The sequence below is a fragment of the Mycolicibacterium canariasense genome (genome assembly GCF_002101555.1).
Lineage (GTDB): Bacteria > Actinomycetota > Actinomycetes > Mycobacteriales > Mycobacteriaceae > Mycobacterium > Mycobacterium canariasense.
Map to the genome: position 1 here is coordinate 1 of NZ_LQOL01000009.1, position 19249 is coordinate 19249.

The window sequence follows — 19249 nt, forward strand, 5'->3', positions numbered from 1 at the left end:
GTTGTTGATTCTTCCTTGCCCGCAGACCGGGCAACAGAGTCGCACAACGACTGGACCACTACGAAGGGCTCACCTCAGCAGGCCCAGCCTGGCGCCGGCTGGCCCGTTGACCCAGGAGCAGAGTCGTCTAACGAGGTCCTGGTAACTGAACCGGCCGAACAGGTGATCGAGGTCGCTGCGAACCCCGTGCACGTCGAAACCGATGAGCTTCTCGGCGACCGCCGCTGCGCGGTGCGCCTCGGGGATGACCACCCACTCTTCGGGTTCGCCGCCCAGAGCACGCCCCTTGATCACTTTCCCCTTTAGTCGATAACGCTTGAGCCCCGGCGCGATTTCCTCTTCGGTCAGGCAGCCCCGCTGTAGTTCCATCAGCTCACCACTCCGCATGCCGGTCAGGATTGCCACCACCAATAGGCACGCGGTGCGCAGCAGGCTGGGCAGGTCATCGGCGACCGCGTAGTGCAGGGGTTCTGTCCAGGGCACTTCGGTGTCGTCATCAGCTCGGAGAACTAGAGCAGCGTTGCGGCACAGCGGTTTTTCGGTCCCCACGACAGCGAGCACGTTCTCGATCGTGTTACGCAGCGCTGGCTGTTCGTCAAGCCAACGACCGTAGAACTGGCGAGAGCCGACCGCATGAGCCAGTGGCGTGAAGTTGATGGCATCGAGAGGTCCGCCATAGGCGCTGCTCTTGACGGCGCTGAACGAGCCGAGCCGCTCGTAGAAGGGATCGCCCTCGCGCAACTGCCGGTCGAGCACCGCAAGCAGCTTGTCAGTCGGGCACGCGCGCATCCCGCGCAGGTTTGCCTTCCGTTCAGTTCGCTCCACTAGCTCGTCACGAAGCGCCAGGATGTGCGGGCCGAGGGTGTCCACGATGTATAAGGCCGCCGAGAGCAGCGGCCGCAGCGTCTCCATCGGCAGCGGAGGCGTCTTGTTCTCCCCGGTGTTGGTCTTCACCCCGGCAGCCTCGGCGGCGGACTTGCCTGGCCACGGTCGAAATCCAGTACGGCATCGATCGGCGGTGAATAATTCGCTGTACTCGGCGATGTCGATCATGACCATCGCAGCCTGATAGTGAACGATTAGCGCTTGACGAATCGGCTCGTCCTTCTCGCTCCGTATCTCGCGGCGCCAATTCAAGTACCCGTCGCAAAGGCCCTGATCGAGCTGGGTCAGTTCGTCGACTCCTTGCTCGGTCAGCCAGCGGAAGAATCGTGCCAGCTCCGCCAGCCGCATAGCGCAGGTTTGCAGACCGAATGCAACGCGGTAGGCGTGCGGCAGTACGCGTACGTGCTCATGATGGGGGACCAGCAGGGCGAACACGTACTCCTTCGCGACCTGGCGCCAGCGCGGATTGGTTAGCGGCCGAAAGTCCAACTGCTGCTGACATTTAGCGAGTGCGACGGCTGTGCCGACCACCTCGTCCAAATTCCACACGTCGTCATCAAACAGCGGCCGTCGGGCCCCCTCGGTCAGTGGAAGCGAGGCGGCTCTGCAGACATCGATTCCTGCGAAGGCCGATCGCGGCAACGCGGTGCTGTCGGCGGCGGTCGAGCTTTGTCGGTTCACTGAGTGCCTTCCTCTGGCCGCAGCGGGATGTCTTGGTCGGTTTCGCTGACGTGGGTGGCGGACCGAGTGAGCACGTCAGGGGGAAACAGTGCCAACACTTCGTCGAGGCGAGCTGAATATGGACCGAAAACGGCCATGTACTGCGGTGCAGCCATGAGCAGCCATTGCCGGGCGAAGTACGCCTTGAGTCGCAGGAGGTTCGTCGCATGGCGAGGGGTGAATAATGCCAGCGGGCACAACAGACATACCCATGGCCGCGCCGGGCACGGTTTGCCCACGGGGCCGTGGACGCCGGCTAATTGGTCAGCGCAACTGGCGACGAACACGTCGCGTTCGCCGCCGACCAGCTCGGCCAACGCGGGCCCGTCCAGGTTCAGCGTGTCCACCAGCTGCGGGAAGCGTTCGGCGATCTCAGCGGCATCTGCCTCGCCAAGCAGCACTTGCGGAACGCAGGCCTGACGCACCAGGTCGCCCTGAGCCTCCTCGATCACACCCTCGATGGCGCGTTGCTGGCCGGGCGTGGTGACACTGAGGTAGTGATCACCCTCAACCGCCGGTGTGTGGTTGGGGTCGATGGTGGCCCTCGCGCTGCCGAACCAGGTGCGGCGGTCCCGCGTGGACTCGAACGTGGTGCGGATACGGTGGCGATGCACCTTTAACGGGCTGCCGTTGTCGTCGACCAGGCCACGGTTCTTCACCCACTTGCGCAGGGATGCGTAATCAGTTGCACCGGTGAGGAACTGGTGACCGAATTGTCCTTGCTGGTACCGAATCCAAAGGGCCCCGCGCTTGTCGGCGGGTGCGAACTGCCGCAGCGACGCCGAGTGGCGCAACCACTGCTCGAGCAGTTTCACCGCGTCCTTGTTCAATACCAGACTTTCGGCGGCGGTCCGACCCTTGAAGTACGACAGCAGGACCTCGCTGTCCCCGGTCCAGTCCAAGTCCTTTACGCCCAGGTTAGCGATGCCATCTGGCACGATTCCGGTGTAGCTGCCGAACAGCAGCATGTAAGCGATGACTGTCGAAGTCTGAGGAAAGAGAGCTCTGCGAGCGGGTACCACTCCGCCGCTTCGGCTCGCGATCGTGGCCGCGCACACACCATAGAGACGGCTCACCGATGCGTTGGTGATGGTCGGCCCCAGGTCGGCGAGTAACCAGCAGACGTCTTGATAGGTCCAGTTATCAAGCGAGGGCCGCTGGCCCCGTTGCGCTGCGGTCGCAGCGCGGCGATTCTCGGCGTAGGAGTCGTTGATGACCTCCAGGCATGCATGCTGTAGACGGCCCCACTCTGCCTCGGAGTAGGGGGCGAGTGGCTTTTCGTTGCGGCGGCGTTTCGGGTGAAAGGTTTTGCCGGTCACGAACTCCATGACACCGGGCGATAGGGGCTCGATCTCGTTGCCGAATGCGGTCAACAGCTGCCGGCAATTGCGTTCGACGGCAGTCTTGCGGCTCATCAGGAACTCGGCCACTTGGCTTCGGGTCAGGTCTTTCACCCCACCGGTGAATCCCCGATCATCGAACCACGACACCATGCCGGCAATGGAGCGCATGTGATGCCGGACAGTGCCAGCCGCATCAACCCCGCCCCGTGGGTGAATCAGTTCGATCAGCGCTGTCACCAGGTTCGTCGCCAAGGTCTCGTTGCGGAAGCCGGCTGGCACCGCGATCCGGGAACGCTGGCCATTGGTGAACAGGCAGTCCAGTCCCAACGGGTCCGTCGTCATCTCAGCTGGCATTAGTCGGCCTCTTCGGCGAACTCGGAGGCGGCCTCGTCGGCAGCCGAATCGGCTATCAGTCCGTGATGGGATCCCGCCGCGGCGTAGGACTCTCGGAAGATTCGAGTGGTGTCCAGACGCCGCAAGTATTTCTCCGTGGTCAGTACCGACGAGTGGCCCAATAGGTCACGCAGCACCATCATCGGGTCTGCTTTCGACAGGTAGAACGCCAGCGCGTTGTCGGCGTTGGTGTCCTTCACCGCCTGGGCAAGCTGGGCGTAGTAGCCGCCTACCAAACGCTCCATCGTTTTCATGGCGAAGGTGTGGCGCAGCCGGTGTGGAGACACATGCGGGAATCGCGGCTCCCACTGTTGTCGGATGCGATCCGCAGTGCGGGCGAACACTGTCGACCACGCTGTGAACGGTCGTCCGTCACTACACACCGACAACAGACACGAACCACCGCCCGGCGCGACCAGCCGGCGCCGCTCAACGGGACGAAGCGAAGCCCACGCGACCCTGGTGCCGTTAACGCGGCCGCCCCGGTGATCCGGCTCGGTCACCATCAACGGCTCGCTTATGCACCGGTTTCCACAACGAGCCCTCCACGTTGACCGCCCGGTCCAGCTCGATGTAGCGATGCACTTCCACCAACGCGTCATACTCGATCCAGGTCGTGCGGAACTTGGTGCCCTTGGTCACCCCCGCGGGAACAGGGAACGGAATCGGAAACCGTTGTGGCCGTTGCGGTAGAGCGGGAATTTCCCACACCAGCAATGATGAGAACTCGGCGGCCCGCAACCCCGTCGACAACGCAAGTCGGCCAACAGCACCATTGCGGGCCAAATGGTGGCCACGAAATTTTGACGGACCGCCGTCACGGTCAAGTCCTGCCAATCCGCGGATGAGCAAGTCAGCGAAATCCACAGCCAAGTACTTGATCGACACGTGCGGTTTGGGGACGCGCCGAGTGGCAGAATTTTTCTGGCGCAACAACAATTTGTCCGCATACGAATTGAGTGCCACGCCGTAGGAGAACGGTTCGCTAGCCGCGTAGCCCTCCGCCGTCGCCCACCGATAGAACGACGCCAACACGCTCACGTGCTGATTCCACGTCGTCGCCTCGAAGCGGGCTTTAACAGGACCCACCGCTCGATACGCAGCGTAGCCACTCAGCCCAGTGCGCAACCGCTCCCGGTTATCGAAGACACCGATTCCGTGCTCGGTCAAGAAGCGCGCCCAGTCTCGCAGAATCCGTCCGTACCGAAGCCACGTGGCCGGTGAGGTCGCCCCGCTCGAAGGTAGCTCTCTCAACCACCTGTTCATCGCAACAGACGCACGGGGACGGCCCGGCGCATCCCCGTCGGCGCCACCGGGCGCCGTTCGACATCCCATGTTTCCCAGCCGTCCCCGGTGAACGCCACCATCTCCACACCGACACCTAAGTCCTATTAATCCGACAACGAGTCCCGACACGCGCAAGGCGTAAAGGAGACCGTCAAAACAAGACACGGAACTTATGCGGAGAGAACCCAATACAGTCCGGCACGGTCCAGTGCCGCCACCTCGGTGCGCATCTCGTCCAGCGACGCGCCCAGATCGCGAGCACGATTGTTGCGGCGCCGCAACTCGGCTGGGTCGCGCACACTTCTCAGGTCGGGATCATCGGTCAAAGCAACGGAGAAGCGCTCGATCAGCTCGACAAACCCGCGGCGCAACCCGGCACGAATATCGGGCACCGCGGGCGCTGCCCATGGCGATCCGCGTTTCATCGAGTGACCTCCTGGTAGGACCGGTACCGAATCGGGGTGAGCCATCACCTGAGCCCCGCTCCGGCGGCCACTGTATGGATCCTGTCGCCTCTCGTTTCTACTCGATCTGAGCGCAGAACACGTCGTAGGCCTCCTGAATGACCGGGGCCACCGCGTCGTAGGTCGCCCACGTGTCCGGCGCGGCGTAGGTCACCGGGTGGCGGGCAATCTCCGGGATGTACTCGTACATGCCAAGGTATGCGCGGTAGGCGGCCTTGCTGAATGCCCAGCCCCGCGGGGTGAGCATGAACCGTGGATCTCGCCGCAACAGTGCTGGAATACAAACGCACCCGGGTTGGCCGAACGATCCCGAAGCGATGCGACGTCGACCCGGTCTTCGTTGACCAGATCGTGGTGGGACAACCAGGCGAAGAACATCCCGATGTGGGTCGCTGCGCACGTTTCGTCCAGGTCGTGTTCGCGGCAGGTGTCGAAATGCCATCCGGCATCATCTATCGGCATGGTGTGACTCCCTTTCTTGTCCGAATCCGTTGTTGTGGCGGGTTTCCGTGGGTGCGCGCCTCCCCGGAGGTCCGTCTTCGGCGAACCGCGCAGCCGGCGCGCCTACTTCACGCAGGGTCCGTACTCGTCGCGGATCCGCTGCTGGAATTGGCGGGCGGCGGGCACCAGGTCGGGATCGGAGCCGGTGTTCGCGTCGGGGTCAGCGCAGTTGCCGATGTCGACGCCGCCCGACCAGCGCAGATCGCCGTGGCGGGCCGGATCATCTGCCCAGGACCAGCCCAGCTCCAGCGGGTGCTGCGAGCCGGCGCCGAGCGCGGCGATGACCCGCACAATGTCGGCGTGTGCGGTCTCGGGGCTGGGGATGGCGACGTTGAGGCGTTCGACCTCGCCATCACGGATGATCAGCAGCCGCGGGGTCGCGGGTGCGGCGGCCGCCAGCTGCATGTCGATGTGGTGTTTCTGCTCCGGGCCCAGCTGTGTGCGGATCCACCAAGAGGCCTGGGTGCCGGGCCCTGCCGGGGGATTGACCTCGACCTGGTCGAACGGGCGGTTGGCGAACACCTGCAGGACGGTGTCAACCACAGTTGCCGTTTCCTCGGCGCCGTTGATCGTGATCCTGGTGGCGCCGGCGGAGGTGCGGAGCATATCGATCGTCTGCGCGGCGACACGCCCATCCAAGTCCCGCAGCCGGGTCGCCACGTCTGCGGAATCGTCGGGTAGCGATGCGCTGGCGCCCAGAGTGACGAAATCGGCGATATCGATCTCGATGCGCTGATCGAACTCCTCGAACCTGTCGCCACGTGCGGTGTTGATCTCGGCTGCGACGGCGCCGATCTGCTCATCGGTGGCCTGCGCCATGTCGATGCGCAGCTCAAAGCGTGTGCCCTCCAGAATCCCGTTGTCATAGACGAGATCGACATCGCTGACCCCCGGCATCGCCGAGATCCGTTGCTCGATGTCGAGGGCTTCACTCCCGCGGTCCGGTACACCGGTGCAACCCGCCACCGCAGCGGCGGCAACGAGCAGGATGCCGGCTTTCACGCGCAATCGCATATCCCCGAGCCTAAGTGGGGCCAGCACCCCCACCGCACACCAGAATCCCGCTTCCGGGTCGCCCAGAAACTGGTGCGCGGTACTGCATGGACAGCGGCGAGAATAGAGGACATGACACCCGAGCCCCGGCGGCTGGCGACGCTGCGACGTCAACGCAGCCGCGCGACCGCCGCAGCCATCATGGCCTCCGCGGTGATCGCCGGGTGCACGACGGCGGATCCGGCCGCGCAGCACGACACCGGGCCCGCCACGGTCAGCACACCAGTGCCGGTGGGCGAGTGCGCCGCGTTGCACGGCGACGGTCACGACGACGCGTTGAGTGCCGCTGTGGCGCGCTGCGGCGACGGCATGACCTACACTGTGGCCGCGCACACCGACGTAGCAGGTAACTGCCCGTCACCCGCCGACGCGACCGTGTTCGTCGAACCGTTCGCCGACCGACTCACCGCGCGGCTGTGCATGGTCCCCAACTTGATGACAGGCCAGTGCTATGCGTTCGGAATCCCCACCGGCATATACGCACAGACGCCCTGCGCGAGCGCAGGTGCCGCGACCATCCGCATCGAGGAACGGTTCGAAGTCAGCGACGCGCACGCTTGCACAGACGCGCCCCCTTCACGCACGATGGTCTACCGGTCGGTGCCGCGCACCTACTGCCTGTCCTACCCGGGAATCGGAGAAAGATGAGCCGGGAAACACGCTGCGCTGCAGCAGCATTCGCGCTGGCCGCTGGGATCCTCAGCGGATGCACCGTAGCGGTGAGCGGATCGGCGGCGATCGAGGGCACACCGGATGTGCGGATCGGACGCAACGTCGCCGACGTGCTGCCCACCCACCACGAACTGTCCGCCGCACTCGATATCGCTTTCGAGGCCGAGGACTTTCCTCCGAGAGTCGGCGGTGCACGAGTGCTGGGCGTCGGGGCCGACTACAGCGGCGACATTGCCTGTGCCGGGGTAGCCGAAGAGGCCACATTCAGTGTCTACAAGGCGCTGCCGATCTGGGCGGCGGCGGAGGACAGCTGGGACAGCGAAGGTTTCATGCCGCCCCACGTTTTCGTCGATGTCGCGGCGATCGCGCTGCGCTCGGAGGCCGCAGCACGTGATGCGGTGACCGCGTTCGGCGACCAATGGCGGCAGTGCCAGGATGCGGACGTGCGTGTCGCCGACGCCGCGGGATCCGGTCACGATCTGGCCTACCGGGTGAGCGCCGTGCACACCGAACCGGCACAGCTGAGCGCCGAGGTGGTGTTCAGTACGTTCGCCGGTGAGGCCACCATCAAGCGCGCAGTAGTGGTGGCCGCCAACTGCATCGTCGATATCAGCGTGACCTACTACCGCGATGACGGGCCCGCCGTGCCAGACGATCTTGCCGAGAAGGTCGCCCAGGTGTCGCTGGAGCGCATCGACGCGGCCTAGATCGGCGGCGCGGGATCTGCTTCAATCCGTGACGGGGACGGGTCAGAACGGGGATGAAGTGCGCGGCGTCGCAATGGTCGAACCGGATAAGCGGGATCTGATCGTCAGATCCGCGCTGACACTGGCCGCTGCCGGGGGCGCCTCGCGCATGACACTGAGAGCAGTTGCTGCCGGGTGCGGCGTCAGTCTGGGCTTGGTGCAGCATTACTTCGGCACCAAGGCGGCGCTGATCGCTGCGGTCGACGAGCACGTTCTCGGTATCGTCTCCCACACCCTCACCGCGCGCCCCGCCCACGGGGGTTCACAACCCACGCCGGCAGAGCTGCACCGCCGGTTCGCGCAACTGTTGGTCGGCAACCCCGAGGCCACGGCCTACATGGCGCGCGCCTTGTGCGACGGCGACCCGATCGGGGCGGCCCTCTTCGACCGGATCCTGCAGGTCAGCGCCGCCCAGGCGCCGGCGGCCAGCGCATCAGCTACGGGCCCGGACCCGCTGTGGGCGGCGCTCAACCCGTTGATCCTGGGCCTGGGGACGATCATGTTCCGCCACCACATCGAGCGTCATCTGCCACAACCGCTGGACGCCCCGGCGCAGCTGGCGCGCTGGCACGCCGCGGCCACGTCACTGATCCGCGAGGGCTATTTCCGCCACGCCGACGACCGGCAGCCGCCGCAAAATAGGTGATCGCACCCGGGCCGATAGCCTAGAGAAATGCGTGGCGTCGATACAGATACGGCGACCGGTGACGTGCGCACCGCGCCGCGGCCGAAGCGTCGGACGGCCTCCACCGCAGGGGCCGACGGGGGCGGGCAGTGGTGGGCCGCGACGAAAGACCAGACCGAAACACCGATCGACGAGCTGGTCGACGGGTTCGCCGAGATCAGCAACCAACGCATTCCCTACGGCTGGCTCCCCGTGCGTGCCCACAGCGCCTACGCCGCTGAGTTCACGGTCTGGTCGGATCTGGGCGCCGAAACGATCGCCACTCTGCTGGGACGCCCCTATGCGGGCGAGGCCACCGTGCGCGCGGTTCTGCTCACCGCGTGCGATGCCGTCGCGCGCCACCTATCCGCGCCGAAGACGACCAAGGCGCAGATGAGCACGTCGTCACTGGCCGCGGTGCTTCGCCGGTTCATCGGGCGCTTCGACGACTATGACCGCACGGTGCTCTCCGCGCGCGGATGGGCGCTGCGCCCGCGGTCGATCGATGAGATCGCGACCCATCTGGGAGTCGCCAATGTCAACGTGCATCGCAACGAACCGCGTAGCCGCCTGCGCTTCCAGGATCTGCTCACCGAGCCGTGGCACAGCCCCATCGCACACGCAGCAGAGCAGCTGCGCACATGTCTGGGTGCGCTCACCCGAGAGGCCACCGCCGCGGCTGCGCTGCAGGAGTTCGGACTGGATCTGGGCTCCGACGCCGGGCAGATCGTGTTGTATCTGGCCGGCCCCTACCAGTGCACCGGGCCGTGGCTGGAGGTCGCCGGCGCACTGACCGCAGCCGATGCCGCGCTGGATCGTGCCCTCGTATTGCGCCGTGCCCCGACCCGATCCCAGCTGACGAACTACTTCGCGAGCGTGGGCATCACTGCGTCGGCGGCGATGGCGTTCATCGAGCAGCAGCCGGACCTGCGCCGGGTCGGCGACCGGTGGGTGCGGTGGGGCGCGGGTGTGGGAGACCGTGCCGAGGCGGCGTTGCACCTTGCCGGTAGTCCCTGCGACCTGGAGCAGATCGCCGCGACGGCCGGATTGCCTGTTGCCGGCCAGCGGCGCGTGTACCTGCGCGCAGTTCTCAACGGCGACGCGCGCTTCATCCGGACCACGCGAACAACCTGGGGGCTGGCTCGGTGGGGTCTTCGCGAATACGCCGGCATCTATGGCGAGATCGGCGCGCGCATCGACGCCGCCGGCGGAGCAGTCAGCACCGCACAGGTGGTGGCCGAGGTGACCGCAGCTGCACCCGATATCACCGAAAGTTCGGTGCGCAAGTTCATGGGCACACCGGGCTACATCATCGAAAAGGGGATCATCCGGCGGCGCACCGGCGACGATCCCTGGCCCAAACCCGAATCTGCGGCAACCGCCCGTGGCGTGTACCGCAACGGCCGCCAGATCCGTGTCGCCATCTCCGTCGACGCGAACCTGCTACGCGGTTCCGAGATGCCGTTGCCGGCGCAGGCAGCAGCGGCGCTCGACATAACACCAGGGATCACCAGACTGTTCACGTCCACCGTCGGGCAGGTGCCCATCCGGTGGCGGCTGTCCTCGAACCGCGGACCCACCATCGGATTCCTGCGCGCGGTCGCGGCCGCCGTCGGCGGCGCCGACGGCGACACCCTCGTATTGGCTTTCGACAAGACGGACTCGACTGTGCAGTCGACGTGCATCCCCGCCGATGCGCCACCAGCACGACGGCTCGCGGGCCTGCTGGGCCGCCGCGTTCGGGACCCGCTCGCCGGCATGGCCCGCGCGCTGCGCTGCCCACCCGAGGAGGTGATGGAGCGGCTGCACGCCCGCAGGGATGCAGAAGTGGCCGCACTGCTGGAGTAGATCCGGCGGCCGGTGAGGATGGTCACCGATCTGATTGCCGCGGTACCACGTGAGGGGCCGAGGGCTTCAAGAACTCCGAGGACGTTGCGGTGGCCGGCATGCCTGTGTCGCGCGTCCTTGATCGACGCGAATGTCGTTTATTCGCGGACGCTGCTCGACTGGGTCAGCATGCTGAGCCTCCGCAGCAACATGTTCGAGGTCTTCTGGACCGAGTGAGTTACCCCGGTTGGCGCGATCGTGTCACGTAGCGACGCGAGCAGTCGGCGAACTACCGCACCGGGGCTCTGGACCTACCTGGCCAGACCTGGCGAGATCGGCCCGCGATCACCCGAGGCGACGACCGCTACCTCGTCGGTGACATGGTCGCCGCACCGGGCCTACTCGCCGAGGTATCCATTAGCAGCGCCCTTACCGCAAGCCGCCTCGCGACCGCGAGGTGAGTCCGGCAAGGTGCATGGGCATCTTTACAGGCGTTGTGGCTGATTAGGTAGCGGCCCGTGCAGCGCGGGCGTGGGCCAGGCGGTAAGAATCGGTCCCGGTCTCAATGATGTTGCCGCCGAATGTGAGTCGATCAACGATCGCCGCGCACAGTCTGGGGTCGGTGAAGGCGGTCGCAGCAGCGGCGCGGCGCGGGGACATCGACATCAGGGCTGTCGGTGAGGCGATTCGCGGGGAGCGTTCGCCGGCGGCCAGGGACAGCTACGCCCGGCTGGTGTCAGAGGTCTCGGTGTCAGGCGCACCGTCAATGACGTGACAGGCTCGCTGATCTGCGGCGCGACTCGATCTGCCTCGATGCCAGTCCCGTCATCCAGCCGGATTCGCCATCCGTGTGAGGAAGGCGTACACACCGGCGGGGTCGTCAGCGGCGCGAATCCTTCGGTGATCAGCGCCGACGCGACGCAGTGCGACCCGCATGGCGCGGCTGTCGTCGGGCCGAAGCTGGCTCAGCACAGCGCGTGGGTCACCTAGCGCCAGGCCGGCCAGCGAGATGAGGTCTTGCAGATGGCGCTCCGGATCGCGGCTATCCACGGTCCATGCGTGGGCCTTGGCGACCAGGCCACCCAGCAGCGTGGGTCGCCGAACGTATCCTCGCCGACCGTCGGACTCAATCGGCACGCGCTGCGCACGCGTCAGCGCCTGGTTTCCACCTTCAGCGCCGAGTCCGGGCCTACCCGACCCGGTCCTGGCGGGTCGCCTCTGGCGTTCCATCCCCTCGGGGACCATCACGTCGATGACCGTCTTCCCGCGAGCGAAGCGATACCCCAACCCGTCACTGGTTTTCACCTCGGTGAATCCGTTGCCGGTCAGGTAGAGCGTCGTGTCGCGCAGCGCGTCGCGGCGGGTCCACACACCCACGACCATGTCGCCGTCGTCGGTGGGCCGGTGAATGGTGACTCCATGCTCAAGCAGGTGCAGCATGGTCATCTGCCCGCCGACCAGAACCCACGGCGGCGGATCAGTCTCTTCGAAGTCCAGCAGTGTGTGCCACATGCGCATCTGATGCTCGGGCATGTCGGGCAGAACGACGGCATCCTGTTCCAAGGTCCGGACGAAATCCGGTGTGGTGCGCAGAATCTGATTCCACCGATCCAGGTCGGCGCGCGAGACCTGCTGCGCCGTCTGTCCCAGTGCGCGCAGATCGGTGTTCAGCCGCTCGCGTTCGTTCTGCGTCAGTGCCGGTGCCAGCCCGACCCGGGTGCAGAGACGGTCCACGGCCGCAGCGAGGTCCGCGGTGTCGGCAATCGCCGAGGCACCAGGCTGCCGTCCTGCCAGAAACATTTCGGTGGCGCTGTCGATGGTCTGGCCCGTGATCGCCGCGATCGCTTCCAGCGCCACCGAATGGGGACATTCAAGAGCGCCCACCGTTCAGGTCCGCCTGGTCGCGCGCAGCGCGTCGTTGATCAATGTGCAGCCCGCGGAACGCGTCCGTGCGTCGGTGTCGTCGGCCAGGTCGGCACCGACAATCAACCGCGGCGATGCGCGCACTGCGAAGGTGTCACCGTGTGCGCCGCTGTCGACGATCTCGGTCGCCGCCACCATGTCGAGGTCGAGCACCCGCAGTGTGAGGTTCCCCTGTGGGCTGTCGATCAGAAAGAAATCCGCGACTAGTCGGCGCGCGGTCCCGGCGCTGACGTACGCGTCGGCCGCGCCGCCGGATGCCAGCCCGAGACCGTAGACGTCAGCCGCGCTGATCCCGGTGGGGAGAACGTCGCCGGTGCCCAGGAGGTCTTGTACGTCGCGCGCGCCGATCCGGTAGCGGCGCACCGTCTGCATGCGCAGGGACAGCCAGCGTTGCACCGTCTCACAGGGCGCGGAGGCCTCCCGGGCATGGGCGAGTCGGTTGCGCAGGCGATAGCGCTCGGTGGCGTTGAGTCCGCTGGCAAGCCCGTCGCACATCGCAGCTGCGGCCCAGGCGGTGCGGGCCGCGAACGGCCGCCCTGTGGCCCCCGCGGTCATCAGGTCGGCGTGCCGGTCGACGCTGTCGGCGTCGATGAGCCACTGGTCGCCTGCGCGTGTGGCGGTCAGACGCCCTGCGGCGATCAGCGCGCGCACCCGGGAGGTGTGCACACCGAGGCGGTGCGCAACCTGCGCGGTGGTAAGGACGCCGGACATATACACAACTATAGCGGGATCGCGATAGTTGTGTATATCGTTGCTGTTGGACCGCCTAGAATGGGGACGTGACAGGCCGCCGTTCAGTCCCGGTAGCTGTCTTTCTCGGCCCCGATTCTGGCCATCCTCCCGCGCAGTGCACGGTCACCCTCGATTTATCGGCGCTAACCCCTGAGAATTCTCATTCCCGCAGCAGGTCCAGTGAAGTGCCTGGTGAGCGCGTTTTCTCAGTGCGGATGTGTATCCCTGACGAAGTAACTCGGGGTGACACCGAAGATGTCGGCCACTGCACACACTTCGTTGAGGCGCGGCGACGCGACCCCGTTGCAGTATCGGTACCACTGCGTCTGTGAAAGCTTGAGGTCAGGGTGCTCGACTTGCAGCATCCTGTGGACGCTCAGCGGCGTCACACGCCGCTGCCGGCCGGTACGGGGCTGCACCGCGAGGTGGCCGCCCATCAGTGTCCGTAGGCGGTCTGCGAAATAGGCCGCGGCTTCATCGACTCTCGTGTTCTCCATGTGCCGACATTAAGGCTGCAAACGGGCCATTCAGGCTGCCGCGCACTAGGAATTTTCATCGCCCTGTCACCGGTCGGAACTAGTCGAGCCCACCAGGCAAAACACCTGTAGCCGACACCCGAATCGTTGACCGGAACCGCATTGAAAAGCCACCGGACGGATCGCTGAACTGGGCAGATGGCATAGCCCCCGCAAGGCACATGACACCAGTGAGCACGCACGGCTCCGGCAGCCAAAAGACGTGACAGTCCCAGCTCAGCCGATGCACGCATTTATGCACGTGCAAACATCAGCGGCATCGAAAGTACCTGGACGGCGATAGGCTGCCACCATGCCGTCACTCGCCGTACCAGCGGACGGTCCGGACACCGCCTTGGACCGGCGCACACAGGAGGCGATCCTGCGTGCTGCCGCGGCTGCCCAATCGCCGGGCACCCGGCGCGCTTACGACAGCGCCTGGGCCCGATTCGAACGCTGGTGTGCCACCCACCAGCACCGTCCGCTACCGGCACGTCCAGATGTCGTCGCGGCCTACCTCGTCGAAGCCGCCGAGACCGTCGACAGCGACGGCCGCCGTTCCTATGCCGCCGCGACGCTGGCCAAGTGGGTCGCGGCGATCAGCGACCGACATCGCCGCGCGAGCTGCGACAGCGACCCCACGCAGCATGCACTGGTGCGCGCAACCGCCGCTGGTCTGCGCCGCGAATACGCGATCGCCGGTGACCGTCCCCGAACGCCGCGCGACCCGCTGCTGACCGAGGACATCATGGCTCTGGTCGAGACGGCCCGCGCCCAGGTGACCGGGTGGGCCAGTGGGGTCCGTGAAAGGCGTGACACGGCGCTGTTGCTGATGGGATTCGCCGGAGCGTTCCGCCGCAGCGAGCTGGTCGCACTCACCGGTGCTGATCTGGCACTGCACCCGCTCGACGGGATGCATATTCACGTGCGCCGATCCAAGACAGACCAGGGTGGCGAGGGCCGCGTACATGCACTTCCGCGCACTGAGGACCCCCGCCGTTGCCCGCCGTGCGCCTACACCCGCTGGGCCCTCGCAGTCTCCGCGTTCGACCGCGGCGGTCGCGCCGCACTCATCGCTGCGGTTTGCGGTGTCGACGATGACTTCGAGGATCACCTGTGCCGGCGGATGCGCCCAGCGATCACTGGGGGACGGGCGGTGTTTCGCTCCATCGCACAGAACGGCAATCTCTCGACTGATGCACTGTCCGGGGCCGCAGTGCACTCCGCGGTGCGCCGGCGTGCCGAGCGAGCCGGGTTCTCCGAGGACGAGGTCGCCAGACTCGGCGCGCACAGCCTGAGAGCCGGATTCGTCACCCAGGCCATACGCAACGGCGCCGACACCGTGGCGATCATGCGCCAGACAGCCCACCAGACCCCGGCGATGGTGGCGCGCTACGCCCGAGAGAAAGCACCCCTGGTCGGCAACGCGGTCACCCAACTCGGGCTCTGACCGTGGCTGTCAACCGTCGGGAGCAGGCGGTGTGGGGCTTGTTCGCCGACTGGTGCGCGGCGCATGAGCAGCCGCCGTTGCCGGCCGCGCCGCTGACGCTGGCGCGGTTCCTGGCCGAGAATCCCGCCACGGTGGCCAGCCAGCGCCGCCGTGTAGGTGTCGTCAACGCGGTGCACCGGCGTCGCGGACACCGACCGCCCGGGCACGTCGAGACGGTGCGCGAACTCATCGACAGTCGCCGGCGCGGCACCGTCGCTGCCCGGGCTGATGCCGCAGCAGCTGCGCTGGCCAGGCTCCCCAGACGCGGCTGGCCAACAGCGCTGTTCGCCCGCCGAGACGCAATGCTGCTGACGCTGGCCGCAGCCGCGGTGCCCTACACCCGGATCGCGTCGCTGCGCCTGGGCGACATCGACAGCGACCAGCGCGGTGACACCGTGTCGGTGACCTGCCCCGACGGGACGGCGTACACCGCCACAACGCCCGCAATCGACGCGTCCCCGGTCAGTGTGTGGGAGGAATGGCGGGAGATCCGCGGTCTCCAGCACCAGTTCCCGAGCCCACGCATTGTCGCGGCTCATCTTCGGGGGCAGCAGGTGCGCAACGCCGCTGCGGCGCCTGTGCATCTACCGCTGTTCACGCCGATCGACCGCTGGGGCGACTGCGGCCTAGCGCCGACCGCGCTCACACCCGCCGCGGTCTCGGCAATCCTCGCCCCGCACCTGGAAGGCACGGCTCTTCCACATGCGCCGCTTCCGGCACCCGAAGCGCACCGCGCGAGACGTCCCGCGCCCCGAGCAGAGCCTGCGCCGGTACCGGAGACCGTCATGACACTGGACCCGGAAACCTTCGGCCGCGGCCTGGCCGCACGTCGCCGCGCGGCCACGGATCTGGCCGGAGTCACCGATGTGCTCGACGATGTTGAGGACCGCGCCAGCCGCCTACTCGATGACCTGCTGCGGCTGCTCGACGACCCAGACCCGGGCGCACAGCGGTGACGCGCCCGGTGGCAGTTCGGCCACGGCGCTGTGATCCCCTCCAGACAGCCGGGTGCACCGTGTTCCCAGCACACGCAGGAGGATTCGCCGATGTCTGTCTTCTACGAGTTGCCGGCCACCGAACTAGTGGAGGGACTGTCCACTGACGATGCCCAGCGCATCCTCGACGTGATGCGCGTGGGGGACAAGATCCAGGTCACGGTCTACACACCACGCACTGACGATGACGCGCAGGATAGACAGAACCAGCACGAGTCTGAGACCCGCCTATACGGCGCCGGCAGCTACGTGTCACTCGGCGCGTTCCCCGGCACGCCGGTCGACCTGTCGCGGCACCCGCAGGCGCGGAACCGCCGCGAATCCTCCAGGTAGAGAACCCATCGTGTGTGATGCGCAGCGGAGACGGCGGGACTCGAACCCGCGGCCGGTTACACCGACTACGCCTTAGCAAGGCGCTGCATTCGCCACTCTGCCACGTCTCCAATTTGGCTGCACCGCCGCCATTGCGAGCCCCCAGCCGGAATTGAACCGACGCCTGCGCATTACGAGTGCGCCGCTCTGGCCGACTGAGCTATGGGGGCATGCGCGCCTTGCACGCAGCAGCCGACGATCCGGTGCTTGTCTACGTGCATGGCACAAAACAGGTTGTACTCCGTGGTCCAGTCACACGCTCCGTACGACACCCACGTGCTGGTCGGTCACCATCTCGAATACACAGCGGCTAAAGCGCTGTCGGACCAGCTTAGTGCCGGGACCGTGAGCGTGGTGCCATCGAGCGATTTTCCGGACGACGCGAAAGTCGGTGACACCGTCGAGGTTTGAACGCACGTCCCGCGGAGTCACCGCGGTACCGATACGCGTTGTTGGAGTCTCCGACCGGAATCGAACCGGTGTGCGCGGCTTTGCAGACCGCTGCCTCGCCATTCGGCCACGGAGACACGTTCGCCGTACCGCTCACGATCGCTGGGCTACTGTCGACGCCTAGCGGCAGACGTCGCCGAGCCGGCGCGGCTGAGCGATCAGTTCGCGCGCCGGGCCACGTCTTCGAGAATGCGCCAGTCCTGCCCATCAATCGCCCAGCGATCGTGGGCGGTGCGGAACTTGTTCTTGCTCGCATGTTGTGCGGTGCAATCCGGACACAGACACCACGCCTGCAACCCATTGCTCGAGCGGTACACGATCTCGCTCGCAGCGCGGGCCTGCGCTTCCGTCACGTGAGACATCAACTCACGGCGTTTCGCTCATCGCAATCATCGCCCGTCGTCTTGGCTGACCATGTGCACATCCCTAGCGGGTTCCCAGTGCCGTGCGGCGGCGTCGAATCAGATCCATCGACTCGCGGCTCAGGTACCCGATCGGTATCGCTCCCAGCCGAAGCGCGAGTTGCCGTTTCGACTCTGTCACGTCGTAGTGCGCGATCGGTGTGCCGGGCTTTTGGAACCAGGCGCGTCGGAGACCCAGCTGCGCAGCGAAGGCGTGCAGCTCCTCATCGGTGTCGGCAAGCAGGTGCGACCACACCGCGTTGAGCCGCCCCACCTGAGCAGGACGTTGCATGTCGTCGACGTAGACCGGCATCGCCCTATCTCTCCACCGGTGTCAGTTCATCTGCGCGGTACCAGCGGAACGCATCGGGCTGGCGCTTGGCCGCGTCAGGGTGATCGGCGTCAGCTTCCAGGTAATGCATGCCGTCGCCGCCGGGACGCGGAGCCACTTGCACGCGATACACCTTGCGGTTCTTGCCGATTCGCACCAGGTCGTTCTTCTTGAACACAGCGTCCACCTGTCAACCTCCCCGGTTCATCGCGGCTGCATTGGCAATGCGGTCGCGGCAGTTTTCGTCTTTCGGGTTGCCGTTACAGAAGTAGAAGCACCCGCATAGTGGGCACTGCGATTCACCGGCCACGGGCTGTGGTCCTCTCGGTCTCAAGGTGCCGACGCGGGGAAGGCCGCACCGGTGTCGATGTCGTAGGCCCGCAGGACAGCAGCGGCCGCCACTGGCACCGTGACCACAGCTTCGAACGCGGCGGTGGGGTCGATGCGTACCACCTGCGCGGACACATCGACGACGAGCACCACCAGGGACTCCTCGACGTCTTCGAACGCTTCGGACAGCCAGTTGTCACTGGCCGCTTTGAGCGCGGATTCGCTGGTGAAGAAGTAGATCGCGGGAACTGTTTCACCCAGTTGCGCGGAACGGGGCCCGATCGAGGGGCGCAGACCATGGCTCCGGATCGACGCAGCTGCCGATGCGGTGGTGACGTGGAGGAGCTGCATTGGCTAGCTCCAGAGTGCGCGGATGCTGGGGGCGTCGCGCAGGGAGATGGATGGGCCGCTGGCCGGCGCGCGGTCCGCGGAGCTGGAGCAGTCGCAAGACAGCCCGTGATGCAGGAATTCACCGCAGGCGGCACACCACACGTCGTAGTCGGTCTCACCGGCCGGCAGTACCGAGATCCGCGTAGCGCCACCGACATCCTCACTGTCAATGTCAGCCGGACGCCGGCCAGAGACATTGACGCCGAGGGCTTCCAGAATGGCTACGCTGCACCGCGGCGATCCACACGACTCGTGCAGATCTTCGGTTTGGCCGCCGCGGCTGATGGTGATGCTCTCTGCTGACACTGGGGAAAGCTCCGCTCTGGCCGGGGACAACCGCGCTCAGTCGTCCATGCATCGGTGAGCATGCGTCCCATGACCTGAATTCACCGTGCCGGACACGCAACACGCGGAAGGGCCGGATTCGGGTTCCCGTGTCGTAGGGCTGGTGACGCGCCGGAAACTTGCACACTGCGCGTAACCAGCGGTCGAACAGGTGGCCGGTCCCAGCGCAGGAGTCACACCGAAGATGCAGAGCACCACCGAGAAACTGGCCGAGGCACGGTCTTCGCTACACACCGCAGTAGCCGCCGCCGATGATCGCCACTACCGCCGCCAGCACGCACACCATGCCGCAACTCTCGCTGCGGACGTGACACTGTCGGCGGACGCTGATGTTGACCAGAGGCGCACAGCGAGTGTGTATCTGGATCAGGCGGTCGGAATGTGCCGCCAGGCCGGACAGTGCGCTGACCAGTGATGCACA

Annotated in this window: 22 protein-coding genes, 3 tRNA genes and 3 pseudogenes; 8 read left to right on the top strand and 20 right to left on the bottom strand. The window is 66.2% G+C overall.

The window, feature by feature from the left end; genetic code table 11:
* Positions 1-69 precede the first annotated feature (69 nt).
* The 9 genes and pseudogenes from AWB94_RS01055 to AWB94_RS01080 all read right to left on the bottom strand — a co-directional run bounded on the left by AWB94_RS01055 (position 70) and on the right by AWB94_RS01080 (position 6607).
* On the bottom strand, positions 70-1566 hold the full coding sequence (locus tag AWB94_RS01055; protein ID WP_051579162.1) for a hypothetical protein: 1497 nt from the start codon (positions 1564-1566) through the stop codon (positions 70-72).
* The gene (locus AWB94_RS01060) at positions 1563-3290 is read right to left on the bottom strand and encodes a hypothetical protein (RefSeq protein ID WP_234713980.1); all 1728 of its coding nucleotides are present in this window, start codon (positions 3288-3290) and stop codon (positions 1563-1565) included. Before AWB94_RS01060 ends, AWB94_RS01055 begins: the two co-directional genes overlap by 4 nt.
* Before the next feature lie 11 nt (positions 3291-3301).
* Complete coding sequence (locus tag AWB94_RS35610) at positions 3302-3586, bottom strand: hypothetical protein (protein ID WP_131805410.1); 285 nt, start codon at positions 3584-3586, stop codon at positions 3302-3304.
* Positions 3587-3809: 223 nt separating this feature from the next.
* Positions 3810-4382 (bottom strand): hypothetical protein, encoded by a 573-nt coding sequence (locus AWB94_RS35615; RefSeq protein WP_234811565.1) that lies wholly within the window; start codon positions 4380-4382, stop codon positions 3810-3812.
* A 15-nt stretch (positions 4383-4397) separates the two neighbouring features.
* Positions 4398-4676 (bottom strand): annotated as a pseudogene (locus AWB94_RS35620) (hypothetical protein); the annotation flags it as partial.
* 122 nt (positions 4677-4798) lie between these two features.
* On the bottom strand, positions 4799-5053 hold the full coding sequence (locus tag AWB94_RS01070) for a hypothetical protein (protein ID WP_036439565.1): 255 nt from the start codon (positions 5051-5053) through the stop codon (positions 4799-4801).
* A 97-nt stretch (positions 5054-5150) separates the two neighbouring features.
* On the bottom strand, positions 5151-5339 hold the full coding sequence (locus AWB94_RS01075) for a hypothetical protein (RefSeq protein ID WP_036439567.1): 189 nt from the start codon (positions 5337-5339) through the stop codon (positions 5151-5153).
* Positions 5340-5404: 65 nt separating this feature from the next.
* A pseudogene (locus AWB94_RS36395) lies at positions 5405-5554 on the bottom strand (DUF7832 domain-containing protein); the annotation flags it as partial.
* 102 nt (positions 5555-5656) lie between these two features.
* A complete protein-coding gene (locus AWB94_RS01080; protein ID WP_036439569.1) occupies positions 5657-6607 on the bottom strand; it encodes a hypothetical protein in 951 nt (316 codons plus the stop codon).
* Positions 6608-6718: 111 nt separating this feature from the next.
* On the opposite strand from AWB94_RS01080, the gene AWB94_RS01085 reads away from it, so the two are divergent.
* The 4 genes from AWB94_RS01085 (at position 6719) to AWB94_RS01100 (ending at position 10576) form a co-directional block, all read left to right on the top strand.
* A complete protein-coding gene (locus AWB94_RS01085; RefSeq protein WP_051579163.1) occupies positions 6719-7294 on the top strand; it encodes a hypothetical protein in 576 nt (191 codons plus the stop codon).
* Positions 7291-8025 carry a sensor domain-containing protein gene (locus tag AWB94_RS01090; RefSeq protein ID WP_081812777.1) on the top strand — a complete coding sequence of 245 codons (735 nt, stop codon included), beginning with the start codon at positions 7291-7293 and terminating at the stop codon, positions 8023-8025. Before AWB94_RS01085 ends, AWB94_RS01090 begins: the two co-directional genes overlap by 4 nt.
* Positions 8026-8098: 73 nt before the next feature.
* Positions 8099-8710, top strand: coding sequence for a TetR/AcrR family transcriptional regulator (locus tag AWB94_RS01095; RefSeq protein WP_036439573.1), 612 nt, complete (start codon positions 8099-8101; stop codon positions 8708-8710).
* 27 nt (positions 8711-8737) lie between these two features.
* Positions 8738-10576: a hypothetical protein gene (locus tag AWB94_RS01100; RefSeq protein ID WP_081812779.1), complete on the top strand. Its 1839-nt coding sequence runs from the start codon at positions 8738-8740 to the stop codon at positions 10574-10576.
* A gap of 483 nt (positions 10577-11059) precedes the next feature.
* On the opposite strand, the pseudogene AWB94_RS01110 reads toward AWB94_RS01100, so the two are convergent.
* The 4 genes and pseudogenes from AWB94_RS01110 to AWB94_RS01125 all read right to left on the bottom strand — a co-directional run.
* Positions 11060-11182 (bottom strand): annotated as a pseudogene (locus AWB94_RS01110) (IS21-like element helper ATPase IstB); the annotation flags it as partial.
* Between the two features lie 198 nt (positions 11183-11380).
* Entirely contained in the window at positions 11381-12412 is a 1032-nt protein-coding gene (locus tag AWB94_RS01115; protein WP_036439575.1) for a hypothetical protein, read from the bottom strand.
* Between the two features lie 30 nt (positions 12413-12442).
* Positions 12443-13189 carry a helix-turn-helix domain-containing protein gene (locus AWB94_RS01120; protein WP_036439577.1) on the bottom strand — a complete coding sequence of 249 codons (747 nt, stop codon included), beginning with the start codon at positions 13187-13189 and terminating at the stop codon, positions 12443-12445.
* A 227-nt stretch (positions 13190-13416) separates the two neighbouring features.
* Positions 13417-13707, bottom strand: a complete 291-nt coding sequence (locus AWB94_RS01125; protein WP_036439579.1) for a helix-turn-helix transcriptional regulator — start codon at positions 13705-13707, stop codon at positions 13417-13419.
* Positions 13708-14038: 331 nt separating this feature from the next.
* On the opposite strand from AWB94_RS01125, the gene AWB94_RS01130 reads away from it, so the two are divergent.
* The 3 genes from AWB94_RS01130 to AWB94_RS01140 all read left to right on the top strand — a co-directional run bounded on the left by AWB94_RS01130 (position 14039) and on the right by AWB94_RS01140 (position 16542).
* Entirely contained in the window at positions 14039-15175 is a 1137-nt protein-coding gene (locus tag AWB94_RS01130) for a site-specific integrase (protein ID WP_036439581.1), read from the top strand.
* A gap of 2 nt (positions 15176-15177) precedes the next feature.
* Positions 15178-16170 carry a hypothetical protein gene (locus AWB94_RS01135; protein ID WP_051579164.1) on the top strand — a complete coding sequence of 331 codons (993 nt, stop codon included), beginning with the start codon at positions 15178-15180 and terminating at the stop codon, positions 16168-16170.
* Between the two features lie 90 nt (positions 16171-16260).
* Positions 16261-16542, top strand: coding sequence for a hypothetical protein (locus tag AWB94_RS01140; RefSeq protein ID WP_036439585.1), 282 nt, complete (start codon positions 16261-16263; stop codon positions 16540-16542).
* 25 nt (positions 16543-16567) lie between these two features.
* Here the strand turns inward: AWB94_RS01140 and AWB94_RS01145 are convergent.
* The 7 genes from AWB94_RS01145 to AWB94_RS01180 all read right to left on the bottom strand — a co-directional run bounded on the left by AWB94_RS01145 (position 16568) and on the right by AWB94_RS01180 (position 18444).
* Positions 16568-16652: transfer RNA gene (locus tag AWB94_RS01145), tRNA-Ser, on the bottom strand.
* 26 nt (positions 16653-16678) lie between these two features.
* Positions 16679-16751 (bottom strand) — tRNA-Thr (locus AWB94_RS01150).
* A 283-nt stretch (positions 16752-17034) separates the two neighbouring features.
* Positions 17035-17108 (bottom strand) — tRNA-Cys (locus AWB94_RS01160).
* 81 nt (positions 17109-17189) lie between these two features.
* Complete coding sequence (locus AWB94_RS01165; RefSeq protein WP_036439589.1) at positions 17190-17384, bottom strand: hypothetical protein; 195 nt, start codon at positions 17382-17384, stop codon at positions 17190-17192.
* 73 nt (positions 17385-17457) lie between these two features.
* A complete protein-coding gene (locus AWB94_RS01170; protein ID WP_036439591.1) occupies positions 17458-17745 on the bottom strand; it encodes a DUF4031 domain-containing protein in 288 nt (95 codons plus the stop codon).
* A 4-nt stretch (positions 17746-17749) separates the two neighbouring features.
* Complete coding sequence (locus AWB94_RS01175; protein ID WP_131805183.1) at positions 17750-17941, bottom strand: hypothetical protein; 192 nt, start codon at positions 17939-17941, stop codon at positions 17750-17752.
* A 152-nt stretch (positions 17942-18093) separates the two neighbouring features.
* Positions 18094-18444 carry a hypothetical protein gene (locus AWB94_RS01180; RefSeq protein ID WP_051579165.1) on the bottom strand — a complete coding sequence of 117 codons (351 nt, stop codon included), beginning with the start codon at positions 18442-18444 and terminating at the stop codon, positions 18094-18096.
* A gap of 108 nt (positions 18445-18552) precedes the next feature.
* Between AWB94_RS01180 and AWB94_RS34450 the strand changes: the two genes are divergently transcribed.
* The gene (locus tag AWB94_RS34450; RefSeq protein WP_051579166.1) at positions 18553-18786 is read left to right on the top strand and encodes a hypothetical protein; all 234 of its coding nucleotides are present in this window, start codon (positions 18553-18555) and stop codon (positions 18784-18786) included.
* Positions 18787-19249: the final 463 nt, after the last annotated feature.